24 protein-coding genes and 2 pseudogenes are annotated in these 25,749 nt (G+C 69.0%); 11 read left to right on the top strand and 15 right to left on the bottom strand.

Annotated features, from left to right (window positions below; all coding sequences use genetic code 11):
• The first annotated feature begins 54 nt into the window (after positions 1-54).
• Positions 55-5,928 (top strand): RHS repeat-associated core domain-containing protein, encoded by a 5,874-nt coding sequence (locus tag AB0L65_RS59085; RefSeq protein WP_364265764.1) that lies wholly within the window; start codon positions 55-57, stop codon positions 5,926-5,928.
• Positions 5,929-5,939: 11 nt separating this feature from the next.
• On the opposite strand, the gene AB0L65_RS59090 is transcribed toward AB0L65_RS59085, so the two are convergent.
• A complete protein-coding gene (locus AB0L65_RS59090) occupies positions 5,940-6,200 on the bottom strand; it encodes a hypothetical protein (protein ID WP_364265766.1) in 261 nt (86 codons plus the stop codon).
• Positions 6,201-6,379: 179 nt separating this feature from the next.
• On the bottom strand, positions 6,380-6,550 hold the full coding sequence (locus AB0L65_RS59095; RefSeq protein ID WP_364265768.1) for a hypothetical protein: 171 nt from the start codon (positions 6,548-6,550) through the stop codon (positions 6,380-6,382).
• Positions 6,551-7,187: 637 nt separating this feature from the next.
• Here AB0L65_RS59095 and AB0L65_RS59100 point away from each other — a divergent pair.
• Positions 7,188-8,033, top strand: coding sequence for a hypothetical protein (locus AB0L65_RS59100; protein ID WP_364265770.1), 846 nt, complete (start codon positions 7,188-7,190; stop codon positions 8,031-8,033).
• A 171-nt stretch (positions 8,034-8,204) separates the two neighbouring features.
• Here the strand turns inward: AB0L65_RS59100 and AB0L65_RS59105 are convergent.
• Positions 8,205-8,324 (bottom strand): annotated as a pseudogene (locus tag AB0L65_RS59105) (ATP-binding cassette domain-containing protein); the annotation flags it as partial.
• 34 nt (positions 8,325-8,358) lie between these two features.
• On the opposite strand from AB0L65_RS59105, the pseudogene AB0L65_RS59110 reads away from it, so the two are divergent.
• From AB0L65_RS59110 to AB0L65_RS59135, 6 genes and pseudogenes are all read left to right on the top strand, one after another.
• A pseudogene (locus AB0L65_RS59110) lies at positions 8,359-9,180 on the top strand (cation:dicarboxylase symporter family transporter); the annotation flags it as partial.
• 382 nt (positions 9,181-9,562) lie between these two features.
• Entirely contained in the window at positions 9,563-10,048 is a 486-nt protein-coding gene (locus tag AB0L65_RS59115; RefSeq protein WP_364265772.1) for a hypothetical protein, read from the top strand.
• Positions 10,049-10,170: 122 nt separating this feature from the next.
• Positions 10,171-10,647 (top strand): Chromate resistance protein ChrB, encoded by a 477-nt coding sequence (locus AB0L65_RS59120; RefSeq protein ID WP_364265774.1) that lies wholly within the window; start codon positions 10,171-10,173, stop codon positions 10,645-10,647.
• Positions 10,644-11,075 (top strand): chromate resistance protein ChrB domain-containing protein, encoded by a 432-nt coding sequence (locus AB0L65_RS59125; protein ID WP_350737099.1) that lies wholly within the window; start codon positions 10,644-10,646, stop codon positions 11,073-11,075. Before AB0L65_RS59120 ends, AB0L65_RS59125 begins: the two co-directional genes overlap by 4 nt.
• Positions 11,072-11,608, top strand: a complete 537-nt coding sequence (locus AB0L65_RS59130; protein ID WP_364265776.1) for a hypothetical protein — start codon at positions 11,072-11,074, stop codon at positions 11,606-11,608. The genes AB0L65_RS59125 and AB0L65_RS59130 overlap by 4 nt, the downstream gene beginning before the upstream one ends.
• Before the next feature lie 165 nt (positions 11,609-11,773).
• Entirely contained in the window at positions 11,774-12,961 is a 1,188-nt protein-coding gene (locus tag AB0L65_RS59135; protein WP_364265778.1) for a cupin domain-containing protein, read from the top strand.
• Positions 12,962-12,974: 13 nt separating this feature from the next.
• Here the strand turns inward: AB0L65_RS59135 and AB0L65_RS59140 are convergent, their stop codons facing one another.
• The 8 genes from AB0L65_RS59140 to AB0L65_RS59175 form a co-directional block, all read right to left on the bottom strand.
• Positions 12,975-13,232 carry a hypothetical protein gene (locus AB0L65_RS59140; protein WP_364265780.1) on the bottom strand — a complete coding sequence of 86 codons (258 nt, stop codon included), beginning with the start codon at positions 13,230-13,232 and terminating at the stop codon, positions 12,975-12,977.
• A 20-nt stretch (positions 13,233-13,252) separates the two neighbouring features.
• Positions 13,253-14,446: an Nramp family divalent metal transporter gene (locus tag AB0L65_RS59145; RefSeq protein WP_364265782.1), complete on the bottom strand. Its 1,194-nt coding sequence runs from the start codon at positions 14,444-14,446 to the stop codon at positions 13,253-13,255.
• A gap of 381 nt (positions 14,447-14,827) precedes the next feature.
• The gene (locus AB0L65_RS59150) at positions 14,828-15,400 is read right to left on the bottom strand and encodes a DUF6506 family protein (protein WP_364265784.1); all 573 of its coding nucleotides are present in this window, start codon (positions 15,398-15,400) and stop codon (positions 14,828-14,830) included.
• Positions 15,401-15,655: 255 nt separating this feature from the next.
• Entirely contained in the window at positions 15,656-16,744 is a 1,089-nt protein-coding gene (locus tag AB0L65_RS59155) for a mandelate racemase/muconate lactonizing enzyme family protein (RefSeq protein WP_364265785.1), read from the bottom strand.
• A 14-nt stretch (positions 16,745-16,758) separates the two neighbouring features.
• Positions 16,759-17,628 (bottom strand): carbohydrate ABC transporter permease, encoded by an 870-nt coding sequence (locus AB0L65_RS59160; protein WP_364265787.1) that lies wholly within the window; start codon positions 17,626-17,628, stop codon positions 16,759-16,761.
• Entirely contained in the window at positions 17,625-18,548 is a 924-nt protein-coding gene (locus AB0L65_RS59165) for a sugar ABC transporter permease (protein WP_364265789.1), read from the bottom strand. The genes AB0L65_RS59160 and AB0L65_RS59165 overlap by 4 nt, the downstream gene beginning before the upstream one ends.
• A complete protein-coding gene (locus tag AB0L65_RS59170; RefSeq protein ID WP_364265791.1) occupies positions 18,548-19,900 on the bottom strand; it encodes an extracellular solute-binding protein in 1,353 nt (450 codons plus the stop codon). The genes AB0L65_RS59165 and AB0L65_RS59170 overlap by 1 nt, the downstream gene beginning before the upstream one ends.
• Positions 19,887-21,176, bottom strand: coding sequence for an alpha-L-fucosidase (locus tag AB0L65_RS59175; RefSeq protein WP_364265793.1), 1,290 nt, complete (start codon positions 21,174-21,176; stop codon positions 19,887-19,889). The genes AB0L65_RS59170 and AB0L65_RS59175 overlap by 14 nt, the downstream gene beginning before the upstream one ends.
• A 134-nt stretch (positions 21,177-21,310) precedes the next feature.
• Between AB0L65_RS59175 and AB0L65_RS59180 the strand changes: the two genes are divergently transcribed.
• Together AB0L65_RS59180 and AB0L65_RS59185 are read left to right on the top strand one after the other, a co-directional pair.
• Positions 21,311-22,012: a GntR family transcriptional regulator gene (locus AB0L65_RS59180; protein ID WP_364265795.1), complete on the top strand. Its 702-nt coding sequence runs from the start codon at positions 21,311-21,313 to the stop codon at positions 22,010-22,012.
• An 83-nt stretch (positions 22,013-22,095) separates the two neighbouring features.
• Entirely contained in the window at positions 22,096-22,626 is a 531-nt protein-coding gene (locus tag AB0L65_RS59185; protein ID WP_364265797.1) for a GNAT family N-acetyltransferase, read from the top strand.
• On the opposite strand, the gene AB0L65_RS59190 is transcribed toward AB0L65_RS59185, so the two are convergent.
• Positions 22,616-23,461, bottom strand: a complete 846-nt coding sequence (locus tag AB0L65_RS59190; RefSeq protein ID WP_364265799.1) for a histidine kinase — start codon at positions 23,459-23,461, stop codon at positions 22,616-22,618. The genes AB0L65_RS59185 and AB0L65_RS59190 overlap by 11 nt on opposite strands.
• Before the next feature lie 59 nt (positions 23,462-23,520).
• Positions 23,521-24,168, bottom strand: a complete 648-nt coding sequence (locus tag AB0L65_RS59195; protein ID WP_364265801.1) for a methyltransferase domain-containing protein — start codon at positions 24,166-24,168, stop codon at positions 23,521-23,523.
• 115 nt (positions 24,169-24,283) lie between these two features.
• Here AB0L65_RS59195 and AB0L65_RS59200 point away from each other — a divergent pair, with 115 nt between their 5' ends.
• Positions 24,284-24,838, top strand: coding sequence for a TetR/AcrR family transcriptional regulator (locus AB0L65_RS59200; RefSeq protein WP_364265803.1), 555 nt, complete (start codon positions 24,284-24,286; stop codon positions 24,836-24,838).
• Here AB0L65_RS59200 and AB0L65_RS59205 read toward each other — a convergent pair.
• Together AB0L65_RS59205 and AB0L65_RS59210 are read right to left on the bottom strand one after the other, a co-directional pair.
• Complete coding sequence (locus AB0L65_RS59205; protein WP_364265805.1) at positions 24,829-25,161, bottom strand: hypothetical protein; 333 nt, start codon at positions 25,159-25,161, stop codon at positions 24,829-24,831. The genes AB0L65_RS59200 and AB0L65_RS59205 overlap by 10 nt on opposite strands.
• A 183-nt stretch (positions 25,162-25,344) precedes the next feature.
• A complete protein-coding gene (locus AB0L65_RS59210) occupies positions 25,345-25,749 on the bottom strand; it encodes a hypothetical protein (protein ID WP_364265806.1) in 405 nt (134 codons plus the stop codon).

Genomic DNA, 25,749 nt, shown 5'->3' on the forward strand with positions numbered 1-25,749 from the left:
GCAGCGGAGCTGGGCGGCACCGGGGCGAGCACCCTGGCGGCGACCGGCTTCCCCGTGAAGCTGGCCCCGCAGAAAGACGCCAAAGCCGCCGCCGCGGCCGACCCGGTCAAGGTCGAGCTTCTCGAAACGGACCGGTTCGGCCTCGCGCTGCGCGTCTCCCCTGCCCAGGGCGTAGCGGCGGCCAAGGCGTCGGGGAAGAGCCGTCTGCAGATCGACTACTCCGGCTTCCGCTACGCCTACGGTGGCGACTACGGTGCCCGCCTGTACCTGGTCAAGCTGGAGGGGTGCGCGCTCGACGCCAAGGCGAGCAATTGTGCCCTGCCTGAGCCCGTCAAGAGCGACAACGACGTCAAGGCGGGCAAGCTGACCGCCGACTTCGAGACGAACGGCCTGTACGCCCTGACCGCCGCCGCCTCCGGGCCCTCCGGCGACCACTCCGCCACCTCGCTGGGTGCCTCGGCGGACTGGAGCGTCGGCACCCAGACCGGCGACTTCTCCTGGGGCTACGACATGCGTACCCCGCCCGCGCTGGGCGGCGAGGAGCCGGAGATCTCGCTGGCCTACTCCTCCCAGAGCGTGGACGGTCGCACCGCCTCCACCAACAACCAGGCGTCCTGGGCGGGTGAGGGCTTCGAGCTGAACCCCGGCGGCTTCATCGAGCGCCGCTACAAGTCCTGCATGATCGACGGCAAGAAGACTGGCGACCTGTGCTGGGACCAGGACAACGCAATCCTCTCGCTCGGCAACTCGGCCATCGAATTGATCAAGGACGCCACCAGCAAGCAGTGGCGGCCCAAGCGCGACGACGGCACCCGCATCGAGTACCTCACCGGCGCCACCAACGGCGACAACAACGGCGAGTACTGGCGCGTCACCACCGCTGACGGCAGCCAATACACCTTCGGCCTGAACCGGCTGCCCGGCTGGGTCACCGGCAAGGCGGAGACGAAGTCGGTCCAGACGGTGCCGGTGTTCGGCAACAACAGCGGCGAGCCCTGCTACAACAGCACCCCGGCCAACGCCTGGTGCCAGCAGGCATACCGCTGGAACCTGGACTACGCGGTGGACACCCACGGCAACGCCACCACGTACTGGTACGCGCAGGAGAAGAACTACTACGGCCGCAACATGAAGCCCGAGCTGGGCACCGTGTACGACCGCGCGGGCTACCTCACCCGCATCGACTACGGCTACCTGCAGAACGAGCTGTTCACCAAGGCTCCCGCCTCCCGCGTCGTCTTCGACGTGGCCGAGCGCTGCCTGCCCAGCGGCACCATCACCTGCGCCGCCGACCAGCTCAAGAAGGAGACCGCCAGCAGCTGGCCGGACGTCCCGTTCGACCAGATCTGTGACTCCGGCGTGAAGTGCACCGACCGCCTGGCCCCGACGTTCTTCAGCCGCAAGCGCCTGGTCAAGGTCACCACGCAGATCCTGTCCGGGAGCGCGTACGGCGACGTCGACTCCTGGGTGCTGAAACACCAGTTCCCCGCCACGGGTGACGGCCTCAGCCCGTCGCTCTGGCTGGCCTCGGTCCAGCAGACCGGTCACGTGGGCGGCACGATCACGGCGCCCAGGACCACGTTCGTCGGCGTCCAGCTCGCCAACCGGGTGGACACGAACGAAGGCCGCGCCCCGCTGGTCAAGTGGCGCGTCCAGTCGGTGAACAACGGGACCGGCGGCGAGTTGCGGATCAACTACGCCCCCGCAGAATGCAAGGCCGGCGAACTCCCGGCGGCCGACAAGAACACCAAGCTGTGCTTCCCGCAGCGCTGGGCACCGTTGAACGAGGCCGAGGTCAACGACTGGTTCCACAAGTACGTGGTGTCGCAGATGATCGAGGTGGACCGCATCTCGGGCTCGCCCAATGTGGTCACCAGCTACGAATACCTGGGCGGCGCCGCCTGGCGCTACGCCGAGAACATCCTCGTCAAGCCCGAGCACCGCACGTGGTCGGACTTCCGCGGGTTCGGCCGGGTCCGGGTGCGCGAGGGCGACGGGCAGGACACCAAGCGCACGCTCAAGGAGTTCCGGTACTTCCGGGGCATGGACGGTGACAAGCAGGCCGACGGCTCCAAGCGCGACGCGCAGGTCGAGGACTCCGAGGGCGTCAAGCTGGACGACCTCGACCAGTTCTCCGGCTTCGAGCGCGAGGAGATCCTGTACGACGGGGACGGCGGGGCCGTCCTGAGCGCGAGCGTCGAGCAGCCGTGGTCGGTGAAGACCGCGGAGTCCACACAGGGCGGCGTCACCAAGGCCGCGCACGTGGTCGAGGCCAAGTCCACGGTCACCCGTAAAGCGTTGCCCGGCGGTACCTGGCGGCGTGTCGGCGAGGAGCGTACGTACGACACCAAGGGCCTGCTCACCCAGGTGGAGGAGAAGGGCGACCTGGCCACCACCGACGACGACCAGTGCACCCGCTACACCTACGCCCGCAACGACACCAGCTGGATGCTCGACTACACCAGCCGCGTCCAGAAGGTCGCCGCGAGCTGCGGCACCGCCGTCTCCACACTGGCCGACGACGAGGTGATCTCGGATGAGAAGGTCCAGTACGACGGCAAGGCGTACGGCCAGGCCCCGAGCAAGGGCGACGTGACCTCGGTCCAGCAGGTCGTTTCCGGTGACGGCACGACGATCACCGACAGGACCCACACGTATGACGTCTACGGCCGCGAGACCAGCGAGACCGACTCGCTCGGCAACAAGTCCGTGACCAGTTACACCCCGGCCACGGGTGCCCTCGCGACCGAGATCGCCGAGACCAACCAGCTCAGCCACGTCAACCGCACGATCCTCGAACCGGCCTGGGCCGAGCCCGTCGCCGAGATCGACACGAACAACCGCCGTACCGACCTGGAACGCGACGCGCTCGGCCGCCTGACCAAGGTCTGGCAGCCCGACCGCAGCAAAGAGGGCAACCAGTCGCCCAGCACCGAGTACGCCTACGTCATGCGGGACGACGGCCCCAGCTACGTCACCACCAAGACGCTGCGCGCCGATGGTGGCTACACCGCCAGCCACGAGCTGTACGACGGCCTGATGCGCGAGCGCCAGACCCAGGAACCCGCGCCCAGGGACGACCAGACGCAGGACCCCGCACTGCGTGACGGGCGCACGATCACCGACACCTTCTACAACTCCCAGGGCGAGGAGTACAAGTCGAACTCCGGCTACTTCGCCACCGGCACACCCGCCACCGACCTGCTCGCGGTCGCCGACACCGACGTGCCCAACCAGGTCGTGTCGACCTTCGACGGCGCGGGTGAGGTCAACGCCCAGATCCTCATGGCGAAGGGCGCGGAGAAGTACCGGGTCACGGTCAAGCAGGAGGGTGACAGGGTCCACATGACGCCGCCGGCGGGTGGCACGGCGACCACCCGCATCGGCGACGCCGAGGACCGCCTGATCGAGCTGCGCCAGTACAAGGGCGAGACCCCGGCAGGCGAGTACGAGGCCACCAAGTACACCTACGACGCCGCCGGCCGGTTGTCCACGGTGACCGACTCGGCAGGCAACGTGTGGCGCCACCACTACGACATGCGCGGCCGCGAGATCAAGACCGAGGACCCCGACCAGGGCGTCACCACGATGACGTACAACGACGCCGACGAGGTCGTCAGCACGACCGACTCCCGCGGCAAGACCCTGTGGTACGTCTACGACGAGCTGGGCCGCCAGAAGGAGCTGCGCGAGAACTCCGCGACCGGGCCGCTGCTGGCCGAGTGGAAGTACGACGCCCTGGCCAAGGGCCACATGAACGCCAGCATCCGGTACGTGGGCGGGCAGGCGTACAAGGGCGAGATCAATGTCATCGACGCCGACTACCGCCCGCTCCGCGAGACGGTCACCATCCCCGAACGGGAGGGCAAGCTGGCGGGCACGTACCAGCTCAACACCCGGTACACGGCCGACGACAAGGTCCAGTCGGTCAGTTTCCCCGGCGTTGGAGGACTGGCCGAGGAGCAGGTCGTCTACACCTACGACGAGCTCGGCCAGCCGACCAAGGTCACCGGCCTGTCGGCGTACGTGGGCGCGGCCCGCTACTCCAAGATGGGCGAGACCCTGCAGTACGAGCTGGGCGAGGCGGGTAAGAAGACCTGGCTCACCTACACCCACGACGAGGCCACCCGCAGGCTGACCAGCATGCGGCTGGACCGGGAGGGCACGGCCAAGACCGACTTCGACGTCAACTACACCTACGACGCGGTCGGCAACATCACCAAGATCGCCGACAAGGCGACCGGCCAGGACACGCAATGCTTCACGTACGACCACCTGCGCCGCCTGACCTCGGCCTGGACGGCGACCGACGACTGCGCCGGCGGCAGCCCGCAGTCCGACAAGGTCGGCGGCGTGGCCCCGTACGCGGTCAGCTACGCCTACGACTCCACCGGCAACCGGACCAAGGAGACCAAGCACGCCTGGGGCGGTGCCGGTGAGACCGTCCGCGACTACACCTACCCGCAGGCGGGCGGCAGGCAGCCGCACGCGCTGCAAAGCGTCGGGTCGGACCTGTTCGAGTACGACGCCGCGGGCAACACCACCAGGCGCAAGGTCGGCAACTCGGACCAGAGCCTGGTCTGGGACGCCGAGGGCAACCTGGAGTCGGTGACGGAGGCGGGCAAGACGACGTCGTTCGTCTACGACGCGGAGGGCGACCGGCTCATCCGCAGGACATCGACCGACGCCACGCTCTACATCGACGACATGGAACTGCGCTTCGACTACGCCAAGGACGTCGTCGAGCAGACCCGCTACTACACCATCAACGACGAGCCCATCGCGGTACGCACGCCGGACAACCAGGTGTACTTCCTGGCCGGTGACCACCAGGGCACCGCGCAGGCCGCGGTGAACGCCGGCAACGGCGATCTGGCGGTGCGGAGGACTACGCCGTTCGGTGAGGACCGGGGCTCGCCGCCGCCATGGTGGCCGGGCCAGCGCGGGTTCGTCGGCGGCACGAAGGACGGGACGACCGGGCTCGTTCACCTCGGCGCCCGCGAGTACGACCCCAAACTCGGCCGGTTCATGTCGGTGGACCCGATCATCGACGATGTGGATCCGCAGACCCTCAACGCCTACGCCTACGCCAACAACAGCCCCGTCACCATGACCGACCCCGACGGGCAGTGGTTCTGGGTCGCGCTCGCCATCGGCGCCAGGTTCGGGGCCCGCTACCTCGCCAAGAAGGCGGCCCAGCGCGCTGCGAGGCGTGCGTACCTCCGAAGGGTCAGGGAGAGGGCCATCGAGAAGGCCAGGGAGAAGGCCGAGGAGGAGGCCAGGAAGCGGGCTTTGGAGACCGCCAGGAAGCGAGCCAGGGAGGAAGCCAGAAGGCGGGCCGAGGCGAAGGCGCTGAAGCGTGCCCAGGAGGCCGCCAGGATCCGGGCTCGGGACGCCGCCAGGCGGGCTCGGGACGCCGCGGCGAAGCGACGGGCCGCGGCCGCGGTCCGCAGAGAGGGGCAAAGGGCGGCTCGCGAGGTGAGGGCCGAGCGACGAAGGCGGGCGGCGATGGGCCGACGCCAGCGTCGGGTCGGCTACGTGCCCATAGGAATCCAGCAGGCGCGCTCGCGTCCGGCGCGGCGTCCGACCAGCCACAGGTCGACGCAGCGGCAGGCGCCGCCCAGGGCGAACCGTCAGCCGGCGCGGCCACGGCCCAGCCAGGTCTACCGGAACGACGGCAGCGTCCAGCCGACACAGTCCTACACCGTCTACGGCAACGGCCGGATGTATCCGCAGGGCAGGCCGCCGTCGAACCTCCCGCGCGGCGGTACCGGCCAGGGTGAGAAGCAGATCTTCAAGCCGGAGGCGATCGAGATGGAGGTCAACACCAAGAGAGGGGCGACCACGCACCTGGGCTTCCGCGGTGGACAGCTCGGCGACGACATCGCCGACTTCTTCGACGGCTGGTTCGGTGGCGGTTTGGGCTGATCCTGCCGTCGTCAGCTGATCGATGACCGGCGCGGGGCCTTCGCGGCCCCGCGCCGGTGGTGTTCCCGGACCCCGGGCGCGGGCATGGCGGGGTTGGCCCTACCAGATCGATAGGTGCGCCCGGCAATGATGAAGCCGCTCAAGTTCGCCGATCTATGGCCGAATGGCAGAATCGGCCGCTCAACCTCATCCACCCGGTGATCCTCATCGATCTTCTCGGGTTCTTCGAGGTTGGGCCGGTCCTGGGCGATGCGCGTGACGTCGAGCGTCATCGGCTTGCCGTCGCGGACGGTGCCGAGCTTGACAGGGCCGGGGCCAGGCCCGCGCCGAGGGCATGGAGCTGGTCGGGAAGAACGGGCTGCTGGGCCGGCTGACCAGGCTGCGAGGCGGCGCGAGTCCGGTCTGCGGCTTCTGCAAGCCCTGGGAATCGGGGTGGAGCCAAGGGGCCGGCTCATCTGTCGATCTGTTCGCGCGAACAACCGGGCGCGTCGGCTTGGGAGGAAGCGGGGTCGCGATCGACATCGTGCACCGCGACGAAAATGAAGCAGATCCTCTGAAACTCGGCCTGCACAGCCTTGTGCTGCCCCACCGGCACCTGCGAGACGCGCCCGTTCTTGGTCATGGTTTGCGCGTAGGACAGCGGCAGATCCAGTGCGAGGCTGACCTTCTGACCGCTTACGTTCCACGCGCACGTCGCCCCGTGCTTCCCGGACTCTTGTTTCCCCCGGCCTCTGATTCCGAGGGCGGCGCGGTCGTGTCCGTCGAGCGCGAGGCACAGCCGCGACCTGCGTGGCGGCGGAGGATGCGGAGGAGGACGGTGAGGAGGGGGTGGGGGATGAGGATGTTGGATGGGGAGACGATGGCTGCGGACCGGCCTGCCCGCTCGAACACCCGGCACTGAGCAGGCTCACGGCAAGTACGAGCACACGTCCGGCTTTCCGGCCGGTCGCCCGCAGTTCGTGTTATCGACACCCATCGGTCCGATTGCTAGGTTCGTCATGATCAACCAAATCGGCCGAACGACCGGCAGGGTGATGCACTTGCGCGAAAATTCCCACATCAGCGAAGCATCCGCCGTAAGTCGTCGCACACTCCTCCGAACCGGTACAGGGATAGCAGCCGCCGCCGCCACCGGCGGCCTTTCCTTGTTCGCGGCTGAAGCGGCGTCCGCGACCGTCCCGACATCGCAGCGTTTCGTGTTCGAGGGGGCCGGCGGCGATCCCGTTGTGCGGGCCACGCTTCACCAGCCTTACTGGGCGATGCAGTCCTTCGCCTTCGACCACGTCCACGGGCACATCTACTTCGCGCAGAGCAAGGTCGGGAGCACGAACGGCGACCTCTGGATGACCAGGGCCGACCTGAGCGGCAAGGTGCTGGGCGCCATGGCGCTCCACGGGTTCGACCACGGTTCGTCGATGGCGATCCAGCCGGACACGTCCGGATCTCCGTATGTGTGGCTCGCGGGCGACTGGAGGAGTTTGTCCCCCGATACCGGCCCGAACAGCCACACGATCTGCCGCATCAAGTACAGCGACGGGGGCCTGCTCGACTACGCCGACGGCGCGGGGGTCCGGAACTTCCCGGTCCGCCTCTCCGATTTCCTGGACTGTCCGCGACCGTCGATCGATCCTTACACCAACCGGCTGCTCGTCCGGTACATGGGGACGACGAGCCCGTGGCGCCTCGCGCTGTTCGACCTCCCCGCCGTCCTCGACAAGGGCATCAGCGACACCACTCCCGTCCTTGCCATGCGCGCTCTCCCGACCAACGCCCAACTCGGTCTCTCCGACTCCGACCTCTTCCAGGGCGTGACCTCGTACGGCCAGTACGCGTACCTCTCCTACGGGGGTCCGCCCGCGCAGCCCTCGGACCCGGCCAAGCCGTCCTACCTGGTCCGTCTCGACATGAACAAGACCGGGGGTTCGGTCGAGGAGGTGTACCGGACGAGAGCGGGCGAGTCGCTGCCCGGTCGCGAACCTCAGGGAATGGCGATCTGGCGCTCGTCGGACGGCCCACGCCTCGCGTTCGGCTTCTCCAGCAAGATCAGTGGCAGTCCTGACCAGTTCCAGGCGACCGTCTTCTACAAGAGCCAGCTCACCGGGTAAGTCGCCCCGGGAGGAGAAGCCTAGCGTCACTACGCGCTCCAGGCGGGGGAGTACGTGCTCGCCGACCCGGTACGCCTCCTCCAGGTGCGGCCACCCCGACAGGACGAACTCGTCCACCCCGGCGGCGACGTACTCCCGGGGCAGCGACCTCGTCGTACGAGCCGACCAGGGGGCGAGCGCGCGGGCGATGGCGGCGCGCTGCTGCATGCCACCCGACAGCTCGTACGGCCGCCGCCCGGCCGCGTCGCCCAGCCCCACGAGGTCGAGCAGTTCGGCGGCCCGGGACCGCCTGACCGGCGCGGAGACCGCGGCCATCCGCAGCGCGGCGGCCATCGCGATCGGCGAGAAGGCCGAGCCGTTCCTCAGCTTCAGCCGCTCGATCCTCGAACTCGTCCAGAAGGCGCTGTGGTGGGTCATCCGCCTGGCCCCCATCGGGACCGCCGGCCTGATCGGCAAGTCGGTCGCCACGTACGGGTGGGATCTGCTCGCGCCGCTGGCCAGGTTCAGCCTCGGCGTCTACGTCGGCTGCTTCATCGTCCTGCTGGCCGTCTACCCGACGCTGCTCTCGCTGGTCGGCAAGGTCAACCCGATCACGTTCTTCCGCAACGTGTGGCCCGCGATCGAGCTGGCCTTCGTCTCCCGCTCCTCGGTCGGCACGCTGCCGCTGACGCAGAAGGTCACGATCGAGCGTCTGGGAGTCGACCGCGACTACGCTTCCTTCGCCGTGCCGTTCGGTGCGACCACCAAGATGGACGGCTGCGCCTCGATCTACCCGGCGCTGGCGGCGATCTTCGTGGCGCAGGTGTTCGACATCCCGCTGGGGGTCGGCGAATACCTGCTCATCGCGTTCGTCTCCGTGGTCGGCTCGGCCGCGACGGCCGGTCTGACCGGCGCGATCGTCATGCTCACGCTGACTCTGAGCACGCTGGGCCTGCCGCTCGAGGGCGTCGGCCTGCTGCTCGCCATCGACCCGATCCTGGACATGATCCGCACCGCGACCAACGTCGCGGGACAGATCGTGGTGCCGGTCCTCGTCGCCCGCGGCGAGGGCCGGATCGACGAGGCGGTGCTCAACGCTCCGCCGCAGCCGCTCGACGAGTCTCCGGTGAGCCCGCCGCGCCCCTCCGGCGAACCGGCGATCGCATGACCTCCCCGCTCGGATGACCGGACCGGGGCGGCCCGCGCAAGGGCCGCCCCGTCCGCTTCGACGACCCGCTCACCACGGTCATGCTCGACGGCCTCCGGGCCTGAGAGCGGCCGCAGAGAACCCGAGGCGGGATCACCGGTTATGGGATCCGAGCGCGGCGTGGCGTCATGGACCGGCTCGCGGCGGCTGTAAGCATCGTACGAGTCTCCTCGGTTCGCTCAGCGGGCGATGAGCGCTGCTTTCGGCTGCCGGACAGTAGCGGTCAGGGTTCGTATTTCGGAAGGAACGGTATATGTTCGCGCCAATTCCCCGAACGGCAGCCGCAGCCGCTCTCGCCAGGCCAGGGGTACGTCACGCGACCCAGAGAACGACCATGTCAACCATGAGCGGCTGCCTTTCGATGGTCATGGTCGCCGCCTTGCCCCTCTCCGCGCGCGCGGACAGCGTCGGCCACGGCCGGTGCTCTCCGCGCACCATCTTCAAGGCCGATTGGCTTTCGCCGAGGAACTTCACCGTTCCCCGCACCCGCTACATCGACGGCCCCGGCGGCAAGATGAGGGTGTCGGTCACGAGGGAGCACCAAGTGCGCGCGTCCATTGAGACCTTCGACATCAGGCCCGCCGCGATCAGCATCGGCGACCTGGTCCGCGGATTGCAGCGGGTGGGGCTTCCCCATCTCCGGGAGGAGTACAAGGTCTTCACCGGACACGAATACAAACGGGACGTCAGCAAGGGCATGTACGGCAACATGTGGTACCGCGTCGCCGGTTACCGCATCGGATGGTCCGCCTGGTCCGTCCTCGGCACGTGCGGCCACGTCCAGATCGGTTCCGGAATCGCCAACGTGCCGGCCAGGGTCGAAGGCTGACGATATTGGGAAACCAGGCACCCGCAGTTCAAGGGCCGCCGACTCGACCTCTGACGCCTTCTGCCTGGACTCATGAGCGCAACCATGGTTACAGTAACTGTGGTTGCAGCAAGGGAGGCCGGATGGCGGACACGGTGGGGCAGTGGGTGCTGCTGGCGTACCGCATCCCGCGCCAGCCCTCGACGTTGCGGATCACGATCTGGCGCAAGCTGGACCGGCTCGGCGTGGCGCGGCTGGGTGACGGGCTGGTGGCGCTGCCCGCCGACGCCCGTACCCGCGAGCACCTGGAGTGGCTCGCCGAGGAGATCGGCGAGCTGGGCGGCAGCTCGACCATCTGGCTGGCCGCCCCGGGCAACGCGGCGCAGGAGAAGGCCATCGCCGTGGACATGCGCCGGGCGCGGGCGGCCGAATATCGCGAGGTGATCGCGCACGCCGAGGCCGCCGCACACGCGCGGCCCGGAGAGCGCAGCCGGGCGGTCAAGCGGTTGCAGGCCGAGCTGCGCAGGATCGGCCGCCGCGACTACTTCCCGCCCGCCGAGCGCGAGACCGCGCAGCGGGCCGTGCGCGCACTGGCCCGAGAGATGGAGAGCGCCGGATGAGGTGGGCCACGCGTGCCGGGGTGCACATCGACCGGGCGGCGTGTGCCTGGCTGATCCGCCGCCGTCTCGATGCCGAGGCGGAGTTCGTGTTCGTCGATGATCCGGCCGAGGTCCCCGCCGATGCCACGCCGTTCGACATGCGCGGCGTGGAGTTGTCGCACCACGGCGGCGACTGCAGCTTCGAGACGATCCTGCGCCGGTACGACCTCGACGATCCGGTGCTGTGGAAGCTGGCCGAGATCGTGCATGAGGCCGATATCGACGATGAGCGCTATGACGCGCCCGAGGCCGCCGGTCTGGACGTGATCCTCCGTGGGCTGTCCATGACCTGCGACGATCGGCGCGTTCTCGAGCTCACGGGCCCGCTCTTCGACGGGCTGTACGAGTTCTACCGGCGCTCGATGCTGCTGGGACGCGAGCCGGCATGATCCGGAATGTCGTCGGCATCCTGCTTGCCGCACAGGCGCTACGCGGCCTGGGGTACGGCGTCGCGGCGGTCCAGCTCGGTGTGATCCTGCGGGCCGACGGGCTGTCGCCGGCCGAGGTCGGGCTGATGCTGGCGGCGATCCTGGCCGGCACGTTCGCCGCCAGCCTCGTCCTGGCGCGCTGGGGTGATCGTGTCGGCCGCCGCCGGGCGTACGCGGCTCTGTACGGCGCGCTGGCCTGTTGCGGGATCGTCATCGCGGTCGCCGCGCTCGTCGGCTGGACCGCTCACAAGCCGGCCCCTCAGATCTGCCGGAGTCGTGGTGGACATGGCGGCGACGGGGGACCGGCTCCGCTGATCTCCGATGACGCCCTGCACCACGCGCAGCCGAGCCGGCGCTCCGCGGGCAGGATCCTCGCCGTCGGGCTGGTGGTCTGGTGGCTGCCCGTGGCGGTGGTCGCGCTGCTGGGGGCGCTGCTGACCACCTGGGTCACGGGCCTGGGGGCCGTTCAACGTCCAACTGCCCGAGCCGGATGACGTTCGCCCTCAAGTGGCCGATGCTGCGCATCCTGGGCATCTGCGCGGTGCTGGGCCTGGGCACGGTGCTGCCGGCGTGACTCGCAGAGCCATGCCTTCGGCCGGTTACACAACGTGGTCGAACGGGCGACACGCTGCACCATAATCCGCTGCAGCGGACACTTAGTGCTTAACCTTGGAAAACTGGAGCAGGCCGAAGGCCAACTCATAGACCACCGGCGTGGACGCGCCACGCGACCCGGGGCGACATTTTCGCGGTGGCACGCATTCGACGTTGAGCGTGCGGGTTGCGGCAACGAAGGGAAAGCCATGACGAACGCATCGCCGCACATCACCTCGTTGGCGACCGTGTCACCCGCATTCGAGAACGAGCTCGGCTCGGTCACCATGGTCGACGCCACCGTGCTGCCGATCCTCAACCGGCTCTCGCTCAAGCGCATCGTCCTCGAACCCGGCGCGATCCGCGAGCCGCAGTGGAATGTCAACGCCAACCAGCTCGGCTACTGCCTTTCCGGCACGGTCCTGGTGTCGATCCTGGGCAACGCCGACGCCTTCTCCTCGTTCATCGTCAGCGCCGGTCAGATGTATCACGTCGAGTCCGGCGCCGTTTACCACATCGAGAACATCGGCGCCGAGCGCGCCGAGTTCCTCCTCGCCCTGCGCAACGAGCGCCCGCAGCATTTCTCGCTGCACGACAGCTTCAACGCGATGACCGATGCGGTGCTCGGCAACACCTATGACCTGCCCTCATCGGCGTTCAACGCCTTCGAGCGGTCTCCGGCCCAGCAGATCGTCCGCCGTAGCGGTGCCGCCGACGTCCCGTCCACGGCCGGGCTGCCCAATGCCCACCTGTTCGACGCCGAAGGCCAGCACGCGCCGCTGTCCTACGCCTACGGTGACGCCCGCCTGGCCCGTAAGCAGTATTGGGCCGCCCTGGAGGACATCTCCATGTACTCCCTGCGCATCAGGGAGAGCGGGATGCGCGAACCGCACTGGCATCCGGTCACCGCCGAGATGGGATACGTCGCGAAAGGTCACGCCCGCATGCGCGTCCTGGACCCCGACAACACCCTCGACGAGTATCTGCTCGGCCCCGGCGACCTCTACTTCGTGCCACGAGCCTTCCCGCACCATATCGAGGTCATCGGCGACGAGGACATCCACTTCCTCATCTTCTTCGATCAGCCCACGCCCGGCGACATCGGCTATCGGGCCACCGCGTCGGCGTTCTCCCGCGAAGTCCTCGCCGCGAGTTTCGGCATTCCCGAGCGTGAGCTTCCGCAATTCCCCTTCACGCCGATGGATCCGCTCATCGTCGCCCGGGCCAACCCCAGCGATCCTGTTCGGCAATGACGGCTCGCGGCTCTTATCGCCAGTCCCGCTTCGGCGACATGAAGAAAAGGGAACGGACCAGCTCCTTCCCTCCGATGATCGCCACGGCGAGCAGAATCCCGGCACACGTGAGCAGCAGCGTGAGGGTGAGCCATACGGTCGCACCGAAAATCGCACAGCCGACTGCCAGTCCGGCGAAGACGAAGAACTTGACCCGAATTCTGGCCAGGGAAATCGGAATCAGTGTCTCGGGCGGGGTGCGGTCCTCGTCGGGCCCGGTGTGGTCGTGCATCGAAAGACCCCGTTCGCAGGTCAGAACAGCAGGAGAACCGGCAGCGAACAGCCGAGAAGAGCGACGATCGCCGCGGCGGTGCCCGCGATCCAGGTCGTGTGCGGGGCGTTGACGAGCGGACCCATCAGCGACCGATCACGGCAGAAACGGACGAGCAGGAACAGCACCACGGGCACGCCGAGGGAGATGACCACCTGGCTGAGAATCAGCAGGTCGGTCAGCGGCGCGCCGGAGAACAGCGCGAGGACGGCCGGCGTCATGGTCACGATCCGGCGCACGTGCACGGGCACCCGCCGGCCCAGGAACCCCTGCATCACGATGTCGCCTGCGAGCGTTCCGATCCCGGAGGAAGAGATCCCGGACGACAGGAGCGCGATGGCGAAGGCGAGGGCGGCGGCTCCGCCTATCCGGGCGCTCAGTTCCGCATGGGCGGCCGGCAGGTCGCCGGCCCACGCACCGCCGGTCTCGGCGCCGAGCCCGGCGCCGAGGGCGATCATCGACACATTGATGACCGTGGCGACGCCCAGGGCCAGTGAGCAGTCCAGGCGCAGGATCCGGCGGACGAGGTCCGGCTGCGAGCGGGCGGCGGCGGTCGTCATGCCGCGTCCCTGCACCAGCGCCGAGTGCAGGTAGACCGCGTGGGGCATGACCGTGGCGCCGACAATGCCCATGGCCAGGAGCAGCGCACCCTCACCTCCGAGGCTCGGGATCAGCCCGGTGGCGAGTCCGCTCGCGGACTGGTTTCCCGTGACGATGATGTCGTAGCCGATGCCCGCGCCGACGAACAGGAGAGCCGCGGCGCTCATGAGCTCGAACGGGCGGGTCCGGCCCTTGCGACGCAGTTCGAGCAGCGCGAGTGACACCACCGCCGTCGCCACCGCCGACACCCCCACCGGCATGCCGAACAGCAGCTGCATCCCGATCGCCGCGCCGACGAACTCCGCGAGGTCGGTCGCGAGCACGACGACCTCGACCTGCAACCACAGCATGAGGCTGCCCGCCCGGGTGAACCGCTGCCGGCACAACTGCGGGAGGTTCTTCCCGGTCGCCATGCCGAGTTTCGCCGCCTGGAACTGCACGAGGATCGCGACGAGGCTGGCCGCCACGACGACCCATACCAGGGTGTAGCCCAGCGTCGCGCCCGCGGTGAGGTTGGTGGCCACATTCCCGGGGTCGACGTACGCGATCGCCGCGACGAAGGCCGGCCCCAGCATGGGGGCCACCTGGGTGACTCTCTTCCTTTCCGGCCCCGCAGCGGTGGCGGCGGTGCGGAGTCTGCCGGACCACCTACTCGAATTCGTCGGCTTGAGGCGAGCAATCACCGAGCTTCCCTAATGATGATGTATTCGGCATTTTTCCGTGTCGCCAGAATCGGCATGCCGAGTTAGGGATACCCGTACAAAGAGGGTCGTGAAACACGATCATTTCACGAAAGGATCTGATCGATATCGTGGGAGTGCTAAATTGCCATCAATCCATTCGAAGAGCTCTATCTTCAGGTTTCCCTGCAAATCGAGGCGATTTGGGTGTGTGGCACGGGGGCCTCAACCGGAACACCCGCCGGCCCCGTACCCGGTGGTGTCAGGCACCCTCCTCTAACGCCGGTACGCGCTGACGCCGACGGGCACCCGGCCGTCCACGGCGCGGACGACCGGCTCGGCACCCTCGGGCCCGGACCCGCCGTACAGCTCGATCAGCTGCAGCTCGCTGGCCATCGTCCCGGCCACCTCGCCGGCGACGGTCTCGTCGGGCACCGCCACAAAGGTCGTCCGGCCGCCGTCGGCCTTCTCGTGCACCACCACGTCAACCGCTGGATCGGCGCCTTCGTGCACGATGATGAACGCCTCGGAAAGCGTCTCCCCGGCCTCGAAACGGGTCTTGTACGAGGCCACGCCGGTCAGCGACTCGAACCCGTAGTAGATGGCCCCCACGGGGACCTTCCCACCGGCTGCCCGGCCGGCCGCGGCGTGCCAGACCGCGCCGAACCCGCCGCAGAGCTCGACCTGTGTCGCCCCTTCGCCGACCAGCCGGGACACGAGCTCGGTCATCTGCCCCGGCTCGCCGACGGCCCGCACCCGCGTGCGCCCGCCCTCGTTCTGGATCGTCATGACGTCCGTCCACGGGTCGGCGCCGGTCTCCTCATAAATGATCACTCTGTCTTCGCTCATGCCCGCGAGTCTGCTACCTCAACCAAACTTGAGGTCAAGGCGGACCTGAACCTCACATGTCGAGCACCAGGCGGCCTGAGGCCCGCGACACGCATGGGTAGATGACGCCTTCGTGCGGCCCGGGCACCTCGTCCCGGTGCTCCGGCGTTCACCCGTCGAACGCTCGTCTGTAGCGACGGCTCACCTTCGCTGCGGGTGGGCGGTCCCGCTGTCCCGGGCCGTCGGCCACCCGTGTCATCGCCCTCCTCGTCCCGCTCAGGCGACGCGGTGGTCGTCGAGGGCATCGGGATCCCAGTCGATCCCGATGCCGGGCACGTCGGGCGGTGTCACCTGGCCCTCCTCGATCACCAGAGAGCTACGGGTGATCGCCTGCAACTGCGGGATGTGCTCGACGTACATCCCGTTGGGCACGGCGGCGGCCAGGCTGACGTGCAGCTCCATGAGGAAGTGCGGGCTCACCGCGACGTTGAACGCCTCGGCGGCGTGGGCGACCTTCAGCCATGGGGTGATCCCGCCGATGCGGGCCACGTCGACCTGCACGATGCCGACCGCGCCCGCGGCCAGGTAGTCGCCGAACCGCTGGACGGAGTAGAGGGATTCGCCGACCGCCACCGGCACCGAGGTGGAGGCGGCCAGCCTTCGGTGTCCGTGCAGGTCGTCGGCCGGCAGCGGCTCCTCGAACCAGGCGATGCCGAGCGGCTCGTAGGTCCGGGCGCGTCGGATCGCCTCCGCGGAGGTGAACGCCTGATTGGCGTCGACCATGACCTCGAAGCCCGGTCCCACCGCCTCGCGGACGGCCGCGAGCCGCTCGGCGTCCTCGGCGAGCGACGGCCTGCCCACCTTGATCTTCACCCCGCACAGCCCGGCCGTGGCCGCTCGCTTCGCGCCGTCCACCAGTTCCTCGACGGGCAGGTGCAGCCAGCCGCCCTCGGTGTCGTAGACGGGCAGCCGCTCGTGCGCGCCGCCTGCCATCTGCCACAGCGACTCACCGGTACGCCGGCCGCGCAGGTCCCAGAGCGCGGTGTCGACGGCGGCGAACGCCAGCGAGGTGATGGCCCCGACGGTGGTCGCGCGGGTCTGGTCGAGCATGTGCCGCCACAGCGCCTCCACCGGCCGGGCGTCCCGGCCCAGAAGCGCCGGGACCAGGTGGTCGGTGATGAGTGACATGACGGCCCGCCCGCCGGTCCCGATCGTGTACGAGTACCCGGTACCGGACAGCCCGTCGGAGGTGTGCACGGTGACCAGCACCGTCTCCTGCTTGACGAAGGACTGCATCGCGTCGACGCGGACGGCCGCCGGTTGCAGGTCGACCAACTGGACGTCGATTCGTTCGATTCGGGTCATGTCATATGCCTTCTTCACTTGAGCGCACCCAGGGTGATGCCGCTCGTGACGTAGCGCTGGAAGATCAGGAAGAGGATGACGATCGGGAACGTCGCGATGACGAGGCCGGCGAAGAAGGCCCCCTGGTCGCTGACGAACTGGCCCTGGAAGGAGAGCAGGCCGACCGACAGCGTGCGGTTCTGCGGGCGGGTCAGCAGGACGACCCCGAACTGCACCTCGCTCCACACGAAGATGAGCCCGAGCAGCGTGACCGAGACGAAACCGCCCTTGCTGATCGGCAGGACCACGCGGAGCAGCGCTGCCAGCTCCCCGTAGCCGTCGATCTTGGCCGCTTCGAGCAGTTCCCGCGGTACGGCGGCGAACACCGACCGCATGATGAGGGCGATGGTGGGCGTCATGAACGCCGCGTAGACCAGCGAGATGCCCGGCACGCTGTTGAGCATCTGATACCTGCCCAGCAGCTCGAACGTCGGGATCAGCGCGACGACCAGCGGGACGCTCAGGGCGAGGACCATGACGCGGCTGACCGCGTTCGACAGGCCCCTGGTCGCGCGGGCCAGGCCGTAGCCGGCCAGGCTGCCGCAGGTCACGCCGATGGCCAGGCTGCAGAGTGCCACCAGCACGCTGTTGATGATGTACGTCGACAGCGGCGCGCCGCCGACCACGCCCCGCCAGGCGTCGGCGTAGTTCGACAGCACCCACTCGCCGCCCAGCCCCAGCGGGTGGGCGTAGATGTCGCTGGTCGGGTGCAGCGACAGCAGCAGCATCGACACGAACGGCACGACCGTGATCGCCGTCCAGACCAGCAGGAGCGTGTAGCCGACGTACCAGAGCGGGCCGTGCCGCCAGGCCGATCGCCGTCGCGGCCGCCGCGGCGCCGTCATCGCGCGTCCAGGGTCTGCTGGCGGAAGATCCGCAGGGTCATGATCCCGATGACGGCGACGATCAGGGTCGTGATGACCGCGGTGGCCGAGCCGTAGCCGTAGTCCTGGTCGACGAAGGACTGCTTGTAGACCAGGACCGGGAGGATGCTCGTGGAGTTGCCCGGCCCGCCCCGGGTCATCGCGTAGATGACGCCGAACGCGTTGAACGAGAACACCGAGGTCAACGTCGTGATCGTGCCCAGCATCGGCACGATGTTCGGCAAGGTGATCCGGAACAGCCGTCCGGCCGCTCCGACGCCGTCGATCGTGGCCGCCTCGTGCACCTCCTGGGGGATGGCCTCCATCGCGCCCAGCAGGATCAGCATCGCGTACCCGGTCTGCGTCCACACCGCGACGAAGATCGCCGCGTACAGCGCCGTCGAGGACGACGCCAGCCAGGCGTGCCCGTCTCCGAGCCCGATCAGGCCGAGCAGGGAGTTCACCACTCCGGTCGTGGGCTGGAACGCGTTCGACCAGAAGATGCCCGCGATGCTGACCGGGATGATCACCGGCAGGAACCAGACGACCTTGAAGATCCGGGCGCCGGGGACCTTCCGGCTGATCGCGTTGGCCAGCAGACAGCCCAAGGTCACCGTGAACACCACGGTCCCGATGAAGAACTGCAGGCTGGTCCCGATGGACTGCCAGACCAGCGAATCGTGCAGAAGTCGGCGGTAGTTGTCCAGGCCGTGGTAGACGACCGCGCCGACGCCGTCCCAGGAACCGAGGCTGATGCGCACGGATCCGGCGATCGGGTAGGCGACGAGCGCGAGCAGCAGCGCCAGGGCCGGGGCCATCGCCGCGATCGGGAAGATCCGCGCCCTCCGGCGGGGCGGCCGCGCCGTGGCGGCCGTCGCCAGAACGACTTTGTCGGCGGTCATCAGTCGGACGCCCCCGACACCTTGCCGGACTGCAGGTCCTCCAGCGCCGACTGGAACTGCTGCGCCGCCTGCTGCGGGGTCAGCTTGTCCGCCACGAGCTTCTGCAGCACCGGCACCGAGAACGCCTGCCCGAGGGTGGAGGGCACGGTCGAGTCCCAGATGTTGACCAATCCGACGGACTGCGACAGCTCGAACTGCTGCTGCACCAGGTCACCGAGGTTCGACAGGCTCGATGCGGGGATCGAGGTGAACACCGGGAGCGACCCGGTGGCGGCGATGACGCTGACCTGGTACTTGTCGGTCATGAAGAACTGGAGGAACTTCTTGGCCAGCTCCGGGTTCGCCGCCTTGGCCGGGACCACCAGGGTGTCACCGTTGAAGGCGTTGAACGGCGTCTTCCGGCCCGGGGTGAGCGGGGGCAGCAGGAACCAGCCCATCTCGAACGACGGCTTGGCCTCCTTCAGGCTCGCGTAGGTGTAGTTGCCGCCCTGCAGCATGGCGAGTTTGCCGCTGGTGAACAGCCCCTGGGCCTGGTCGGTGTCCATGCCGAGCATCCCGTTCTGGTAGATGCCCTTCTTCTGCCAGTCCTGGATCGTCTGGAGCACCTTCACGAAGCCGGGGCCGGTGTACTTGACGTTCGTGGGGGAGCCGGGCTTGAAGTTGGTGAGCATGGCGGCGTAGTCGTCGGCCGACACCGCGGTGGGCAGCAGCGCGTCCAGCGTGTGCCCCAGGTCGTACGGGCTCGAACCGCCCACGCCGAATCCCTCGTAACCGGCGGCCTTGACCTTGCCCACCATGGACTCGAAGTCGGCGACGGAGGCGATCTGATGGTCTTGCGGCTCGGGGATGCCGGCCTTCGCGAAGGCCGCCTTGTTGTAGTAGACGGGGTTGATGAGCAGCTGCTCGTAGAGGACGCCGTAGTGGTGCCCGTCGGTCGTGTAGTAGTCGACCTGGCTCTTGGAGTACTTGTCCGCCAGGCCCGCGGCCTTCCAGACGTCGTCCAGCGGGGTCAGCTGCTTGTTCTTCAGCAGCGCGGACCAGACGCCCGTGCTGCGCTGCAGGTAGCCGATGTCCGGGGTGCCGGTCGAGCTGAGCAGGGCCACGTTGGGGCCGCGGGAGCTGCCGGAGTCGACGCCCTCGAAGGTGACCACCGTGCCCGGGTTGGCCTTCTCGAAGTCCTTGCCGACCTGCTGCATGGCGCTCGCCAGCGGTCCGGTGGGAATCTGGATCCGGAGCGACTTGCCGTCGCCGCCGCCCGGTCCGGTGCCGGTGCCGCACGCGATGCCGACGGCCGCGAGCAGGACGCCCGCGAGGACCGGCCTGACCGCCCTGAGAGTTCTAGAGAGTGGCACGGGACCCGTCCTTCCAGGGGGCTGACAGCTCTATGGCGATGACGTCGATGAGCGCGCCGGTCGGTGGTGGCACGGTGATGAACAGCTCGCCGAGCGGCTCGTCGTCCGCGCCGTTCGCCTTGTGCACTTCCTCGTTGACGCTGAACCGCAGCTGTTGCTCGGTGCCGAGCAGGCGGACGCCGACGACCGAGCCGATGGGAACGTTCCGGACGATGAGCACCTCCTGCGGCTGCATCAGCAGGTGGAGGTAGATGTTGTTGCCGCGCTGCGTGGCCGGGCCGTGGAAGTCGAGGCGTTCCGGCGCGGGCGCGGCCCCGACGATGCTCTCGCCGTGGCCGGCGAGCCAGCTGCCGAGCTGCTTGAGCGTGGCGACCTCGGTCGGCACCAGCGACCCGTCACCCCGCGGCCCGATGTTGAGCAGGAGGTTTCCGCCCCGGGAGACGACCTCGCTCAGGTAGGAGGCGAGCAGCCGCGGGCTCTTGTAGTCGAGGTCGTCGGGCCGGTACGCCCAGCTCTCGCTCATGGTGAGACACAGCTCCCACGGTCCGCCCGGTGGCCGGCGCGGCATGCCCTGTTCGGGGGTCGCGTAGTCGCCCTGGCCCGGCAGCCGGTCGTTGATGATCACGTCCGGCTGCAGGGATTTGATCAGCTCGCGCAGCTCGGCGGCGTGCCACTCCTCCGCGGTGCGTTCCCACTCCCCGTCGAACCACAGCAGGTCGATGGTCCCGTACTCGGTGAGCAGTTCGGTGAGCTGCCCCTTGACGTAGTCGAGATAGCGCGCCCACTGCTCGGGCGCGGGCCGCCGGTAGCGTTCGTGCGGGTAGGGACGGTCGGCGTCGGTGAACGCCGGGTAGTCGGGATGGTTCCAGTCGAGCAGCGAGTAGTAGACGCCGACGCGCAGGCCCTCGGCGCGCAGCGCGTCGAAGAACTCCCGGGTGATGTCACGTCCGTACGGCGACGCCGCGACGGAGAACTCCGACTGCCTCGTGTGGTACATCGAGTACCCGGCGTGATGGCGGACGGTGAAGACCACGTAGCGGGCACCCGCGTCGCGGGCGAGCCGCGCCACGGCTCGCGGGTCCCAGCGCCGCGGGTCGAACGTGGCCGCGCTCGACTGGTACTGCGTGATCGTGATGTCGGCTTCGGGTTCTGTCCGGCCCGGAAGGATCGAATGGCCGACCAGGGGCCAGCCGATCTCCACGCCTTGCTGACTCGCATGGTCCCAGTGCACGAACAGGCCGAAACCCGCGTCACCGAACCAGCCGGGAAAGGTCACGAGCTCATCCTTCTGCGTTGGGCGAGCTTGCCCAGATCGGATACGATACGATTTGCACGAGGATGCAGGGCGTTTCGGGCATGTGTCAACCACGAGTGGCGAAGATGTCCGCGGTGGTCTCAGAGGGAGGGACGATGGGTGACTCCGCGCCGGTGGCAGGCGCATCCAGCGGCTCGGGCTCCGACGAGCCGGCCAAGGTCAGCGTGCGCGAATCGGTCTTCCAGGCGCTCAAAGCCCGGCTCATGGATCACGACCTGGAGCCCGGGACGAAGCTGTCGATCGACGGGCTCTCCCGCGAACTCGACGTGTCGCAGACACCGGTCCGCGAAGCGCTCGCGCGCTGCGAGTCGGAGGGGCTCGTCGTCCGCCGGCCGAACGCTGGCTATCTGGTGGCGCCGCTGCTCGACCGGGCCGCCCTCGACGACCTGTACGACGTTCGCCTGCTCCTCGAACCGTCCGCCGCCGCGCGTGCCGCACGGCACGCCACGGATGCGGAGGTGACCGCCATGCGGGAGGCGCTGGAGCAGATGATGTCGCCGCTGCTCGGCGACACCTACGAGGCCTACCGTGGCTTCGCGGAACTGGACGCCCTGTTTCACAACGCGATCGCCGAGGCCAGTCGCAGCCCGCTCATCGCCGATACGCTGCGCAGGTTCCGCGCGCACACCCATGGTTACCGCCTCTACTTCCGCCACGGGATCGCCACCCACGCCGCCGATGAGCACCGCGCGGTGCTCGACGCCATCTGCCGCAAGGATCCCGAGGCGGCGGCGAGCGCCATGACCGCCCACCTCGAGGCGTCGCGGTCACGCCTGACGAGCGCGTACGAAGCCTGACCCCGCGAGGTCCGCGGAGAGTGCGGCGTCGCGGGTCAGGGGCAGCGTAAAATGCCTGATCAGAGGCTGCTATCCTCGCCCGCATGCCCGAACTGATCACACCCACACGTCGACTCCAGTCCTCATGGCTCGCGGCGCGTGACGAGTGGCCTCCAGGCGCCCATCAGGACGGGACCGGCTTGCGCCTCGCGCCTGAAGCCGAGCTGGACAATCCCGAGGTCTTCTCGGCGTGGGTCAAGCAACTGCGGCAGCAGTCGGACAGGTCGGTCGCCCTGGGAGACGGGAGCGTCCACGCCACCCACTGGTGGATCGTCGAGGACGACGACTACCTGGGAGCCATCGATCTGCGGCACTACCTGAACGCCGTTCTCCTCGATATCGGCGGGCACATCGGCTACAGCATCCGGCCCTCTGCCCGAAGGCGCGGCCTGGCCACGTGGGCCCTCGGGGCGGTTCTGCCCGAGGCGCGTGCGTTCGGTATGGATCAGGTCCTGGTCACCTGCGACGACGACAACGTCGGATCGGCGCGCAGCATCGAGCGCAACGGTGGCGTCCTGGAGGATGTCCGGACCACGGAGGTGGGCGTCAAGCGCCGCTACTGGATCACTCTGTAGGCAGTGGTTCGGGGCCGCGGGGAGGGGCTGATGAGCGATCTGGACCGCGACGCCGACGTGCCGGCGGGCATGGGTGAGGCGTGGACGCCCGAGCTTCACAGATCGGTGATGGCCCGGCTGCGGGCCGAGGACGCGCGCTGTTCGCGAGTACGTCCTCGGTATCCACAAGACGCCCGGGACGTATCGGTCGGGACGGCGGACGGAGTTGCGCAACGACCGGGAGGTCGTCGTCCGCGCGGGCCGCGACCCCGGCGGTGACGGCGATCGTGCCGAGCGAGTGGGAGACGACGTCGTGAACCTCCCGCACCACGCGCAGCCGCTCCGCCGTCACGGCCCCACGCCGCTCGGCCAGCATCGCGTGCTCGACCTCCAGCGCCGCGCGGCGCGTCGTGGCGCCCAGCACCCAGGCCGAAGCCAGCGCGAACAGGCTCAGCATCGTGTAACGCACGGCGCTCCCCGTGTCGGCGGTCCCCAGGAACGCCACGGCCGCGATGGTCACCCCCGTCGCCGCCACCACGGTGTTGAGGGACCTGGCGGTGCCGTACCTGAGGGCGACGCGGTAGAGCACCCACGCCGAGGCGACGAACGGGTCCAGCGTCATCCCGAACGCGGCACCCGCCAGGGTGACGGCGCCGACGACGCCCAGCGCGACGAACGGCCGCCGCCCGCGCAGCAGCATGCCGACGACCAGCAGCGCGATCAGCCCGGCGTGAACCCAGGCGGCGCGGCCAGCGCTGTCGATCGGCAGCCAGAACACCAGGACGCACAGCGCCACGGCCGCCAGGTCCCAGCCGGGGGAGCCGGACCGGTCGGGATCGAACCAGTGCTGAGCCATACCGCAGACCCTAACGAGCCCGCCGCTGAGCCTGTTCCTCCTGCCGAGGTGACTCCGTTCTACGGCCGTGTGGCGCGGACGTAGTAGAGGAGGTACGGCAGGCGGCCTTCTGATTCCACCTGGAAACCGGCGTCGGGGATCATGGTGCCGAGAAGGTCACGAGGGTCGTGCCGCATGGCGGGGCCGCTGAGGGCGCCGATGAGGTGTCTGGCCAGGGGGTTGGCAGGTGGGCGGAATTCGGCGATGAGCAGGCGGCCGCCGGGCCGCAGCACGCGGAACATCTGGCGCAGCGCCTCGGGCCGGGCGCCGGCGGGGATGTGGTGGACGGCGAAGCTGGAGACCACCAGGTCGAACGAGCCGTCGGGGAACGGCAGGTCCTGGCCCTCGCCTTCCACATAGGCGCAGTTCGCCGGAGCGTGCCGGGTGGCGTAGTCGATCATCGCGGGGGAGGGGTCCACGCCGGTGACGTGGCCGCTCCGCGTGACGACCGGGGCGAGGATCCGGCTGAGATAGCCGGTGCCGCAGCCGACGTCCAGGACGCGATCGCCTGCTCGTGGCCCGGCCGCTGTCGCCACGCGGGTGAAGGCGGCGCGGCGGGCGCCCAGGAATCCGATCGAGACGAGGGTCTCGTAGGCGCGCGGGTGGTCGATGGTGCCGCCGGCGTCGGCGTGCTCTTCGTGGGTGTGCAGGAGCCTTCCCAGACCCATGGCATTGCCTCCCAATGATGAACAAAGTGTTCAGTTATGAATGATGCGTTCATAATGGTGAGGGGGCAACGAGCAGATCGGCCTTGTTGTGCGGTACCGAACAGAGGGTGGAAAAGTGTCCGGAGACAGGCGGGTGCGGCGTACCCGGCGGGTCGTCCAGGAGGCGCTGGTGGCGCTGATCCTGGAGAAGGGGTATGACGCGGTGACCGTCACCGACATCATCGACCGCGCGGACGTGGGCCGGTCCACGTTCTACTCGCACTTCACGGACAAGCAGGACGTGCTGTTCAGCAACCTCGACGAGCTCGCGTTCCTGCATCCCGTGCCGGCTGCCCGATCGGGGGAGCTTTTCGCGTTCAGCCTGCCGATGTTCGAGCACGTGCGGGAGCAGCGGCGGCTCGTGCGTGCGCTGCTGGGGCGGCGGGGCGGCGGCCAGGTGTACGCGCGTGGCGAGCAACTGCTCTCGGTCGCGGTCAGGACCGAGCTCGTGGCCGCGGGCGCGCGGGCGTCGGCCTCGCTGGACCTGCTGGTGGTGTGCGTGGTCGGCGCGTTCATGGGGCTGATGCGGGCGTGGGTGGACGGCGAGAGCACCGCCACGCCCGCCGAACTGGACGCGGCCTTCCGCGCGGCGATCGAGCCGGGCGTGCGGGCGGCGCTGGGTCAGGAGTAGCTGAGGGTGAGGGGCACCACCAGGAAGGCCAGAGCCGCGGTCCAGAACGCGCCCGCACCCGGGGCGCCCGCCAAGGAGCCGAACATGGCCGCCAGACCCGGGACGACGGGTTGGGCGACACCCCAGGACGAGCCCTGGAAGGCGAACCAGCGCGGCCGTTCGGGCTCGGGTGCGGAGTCGGCGACGAGGGTCTGCCAGCGTCCGAGCAGCAGTCCGTTGGCGGCCGTGGACGCGAGGTAGGCCGCCGCGGTCAGCCCTGGCCGTTCGGTGAGCGCCATGGTCAGGGCGAGCAGGCCGAGCAGCACGGCGCCCCCACCGAGCACGATCCCGTGACCCGGGCGTGCCAGCTGTCGCCCCCCCTGCCCACAGCGCGAGCGGGCTGAGCACCGCCGCGCCGGCGAGGGTGAGCCCGGGTGCCCAGGCAGGGGCGCCGCGTTCGAGCAGGGCCAAGGGGAGGAACATCATCACGGCCAGACAGCCCACCGCGAAGGCGGTGCTGGCGAGGGTCAACCGGAGCAAGGGGGCGGGAGGCCGCCAGCGTCGTTTCGGCGCGATGACCCGTTCCTCGCCGCGTGGGAGGAAGCGAACGCCAGGCCCACGAGGACGACCGCTCCCAGCATGTGCGGCGGGGTCCGGGCGGCGGCGAGGGCCAGCAAGGACAGGCCGGTCAGGCCGAGACCGAAGGTGAGGACCGTGCGTGGCGGCATACGGTCCAGGAGGAAGGCCCCCATCCAGCGTGAGATCAGGGCGGCGATCCCGAAGCTCGCCAGCGCGGCGGGTGCGAGCTCAGGGCCGGTGAGCACCGCGAGAAAGGCCAGGGCATAGGCGCCGAGCTGGTTGAGCACCCGAATCCACAGCAGCGTCTTCGCTGCTGCCGGGAACGGCTCTCGCTCCTTCTTGCCCATGAACAC

This window comes from Nonomuraea sp. NPDC052116 (assembly GCF_040680035.1).
In the GTDB taxonomy this organism is placed as follows: Bacteria; Actinomycetota; Actinomycetes; order Streptosporangiales; family Streptosporangiaceae; genus Nonomuraea; species Nonomuraea angiospora_A.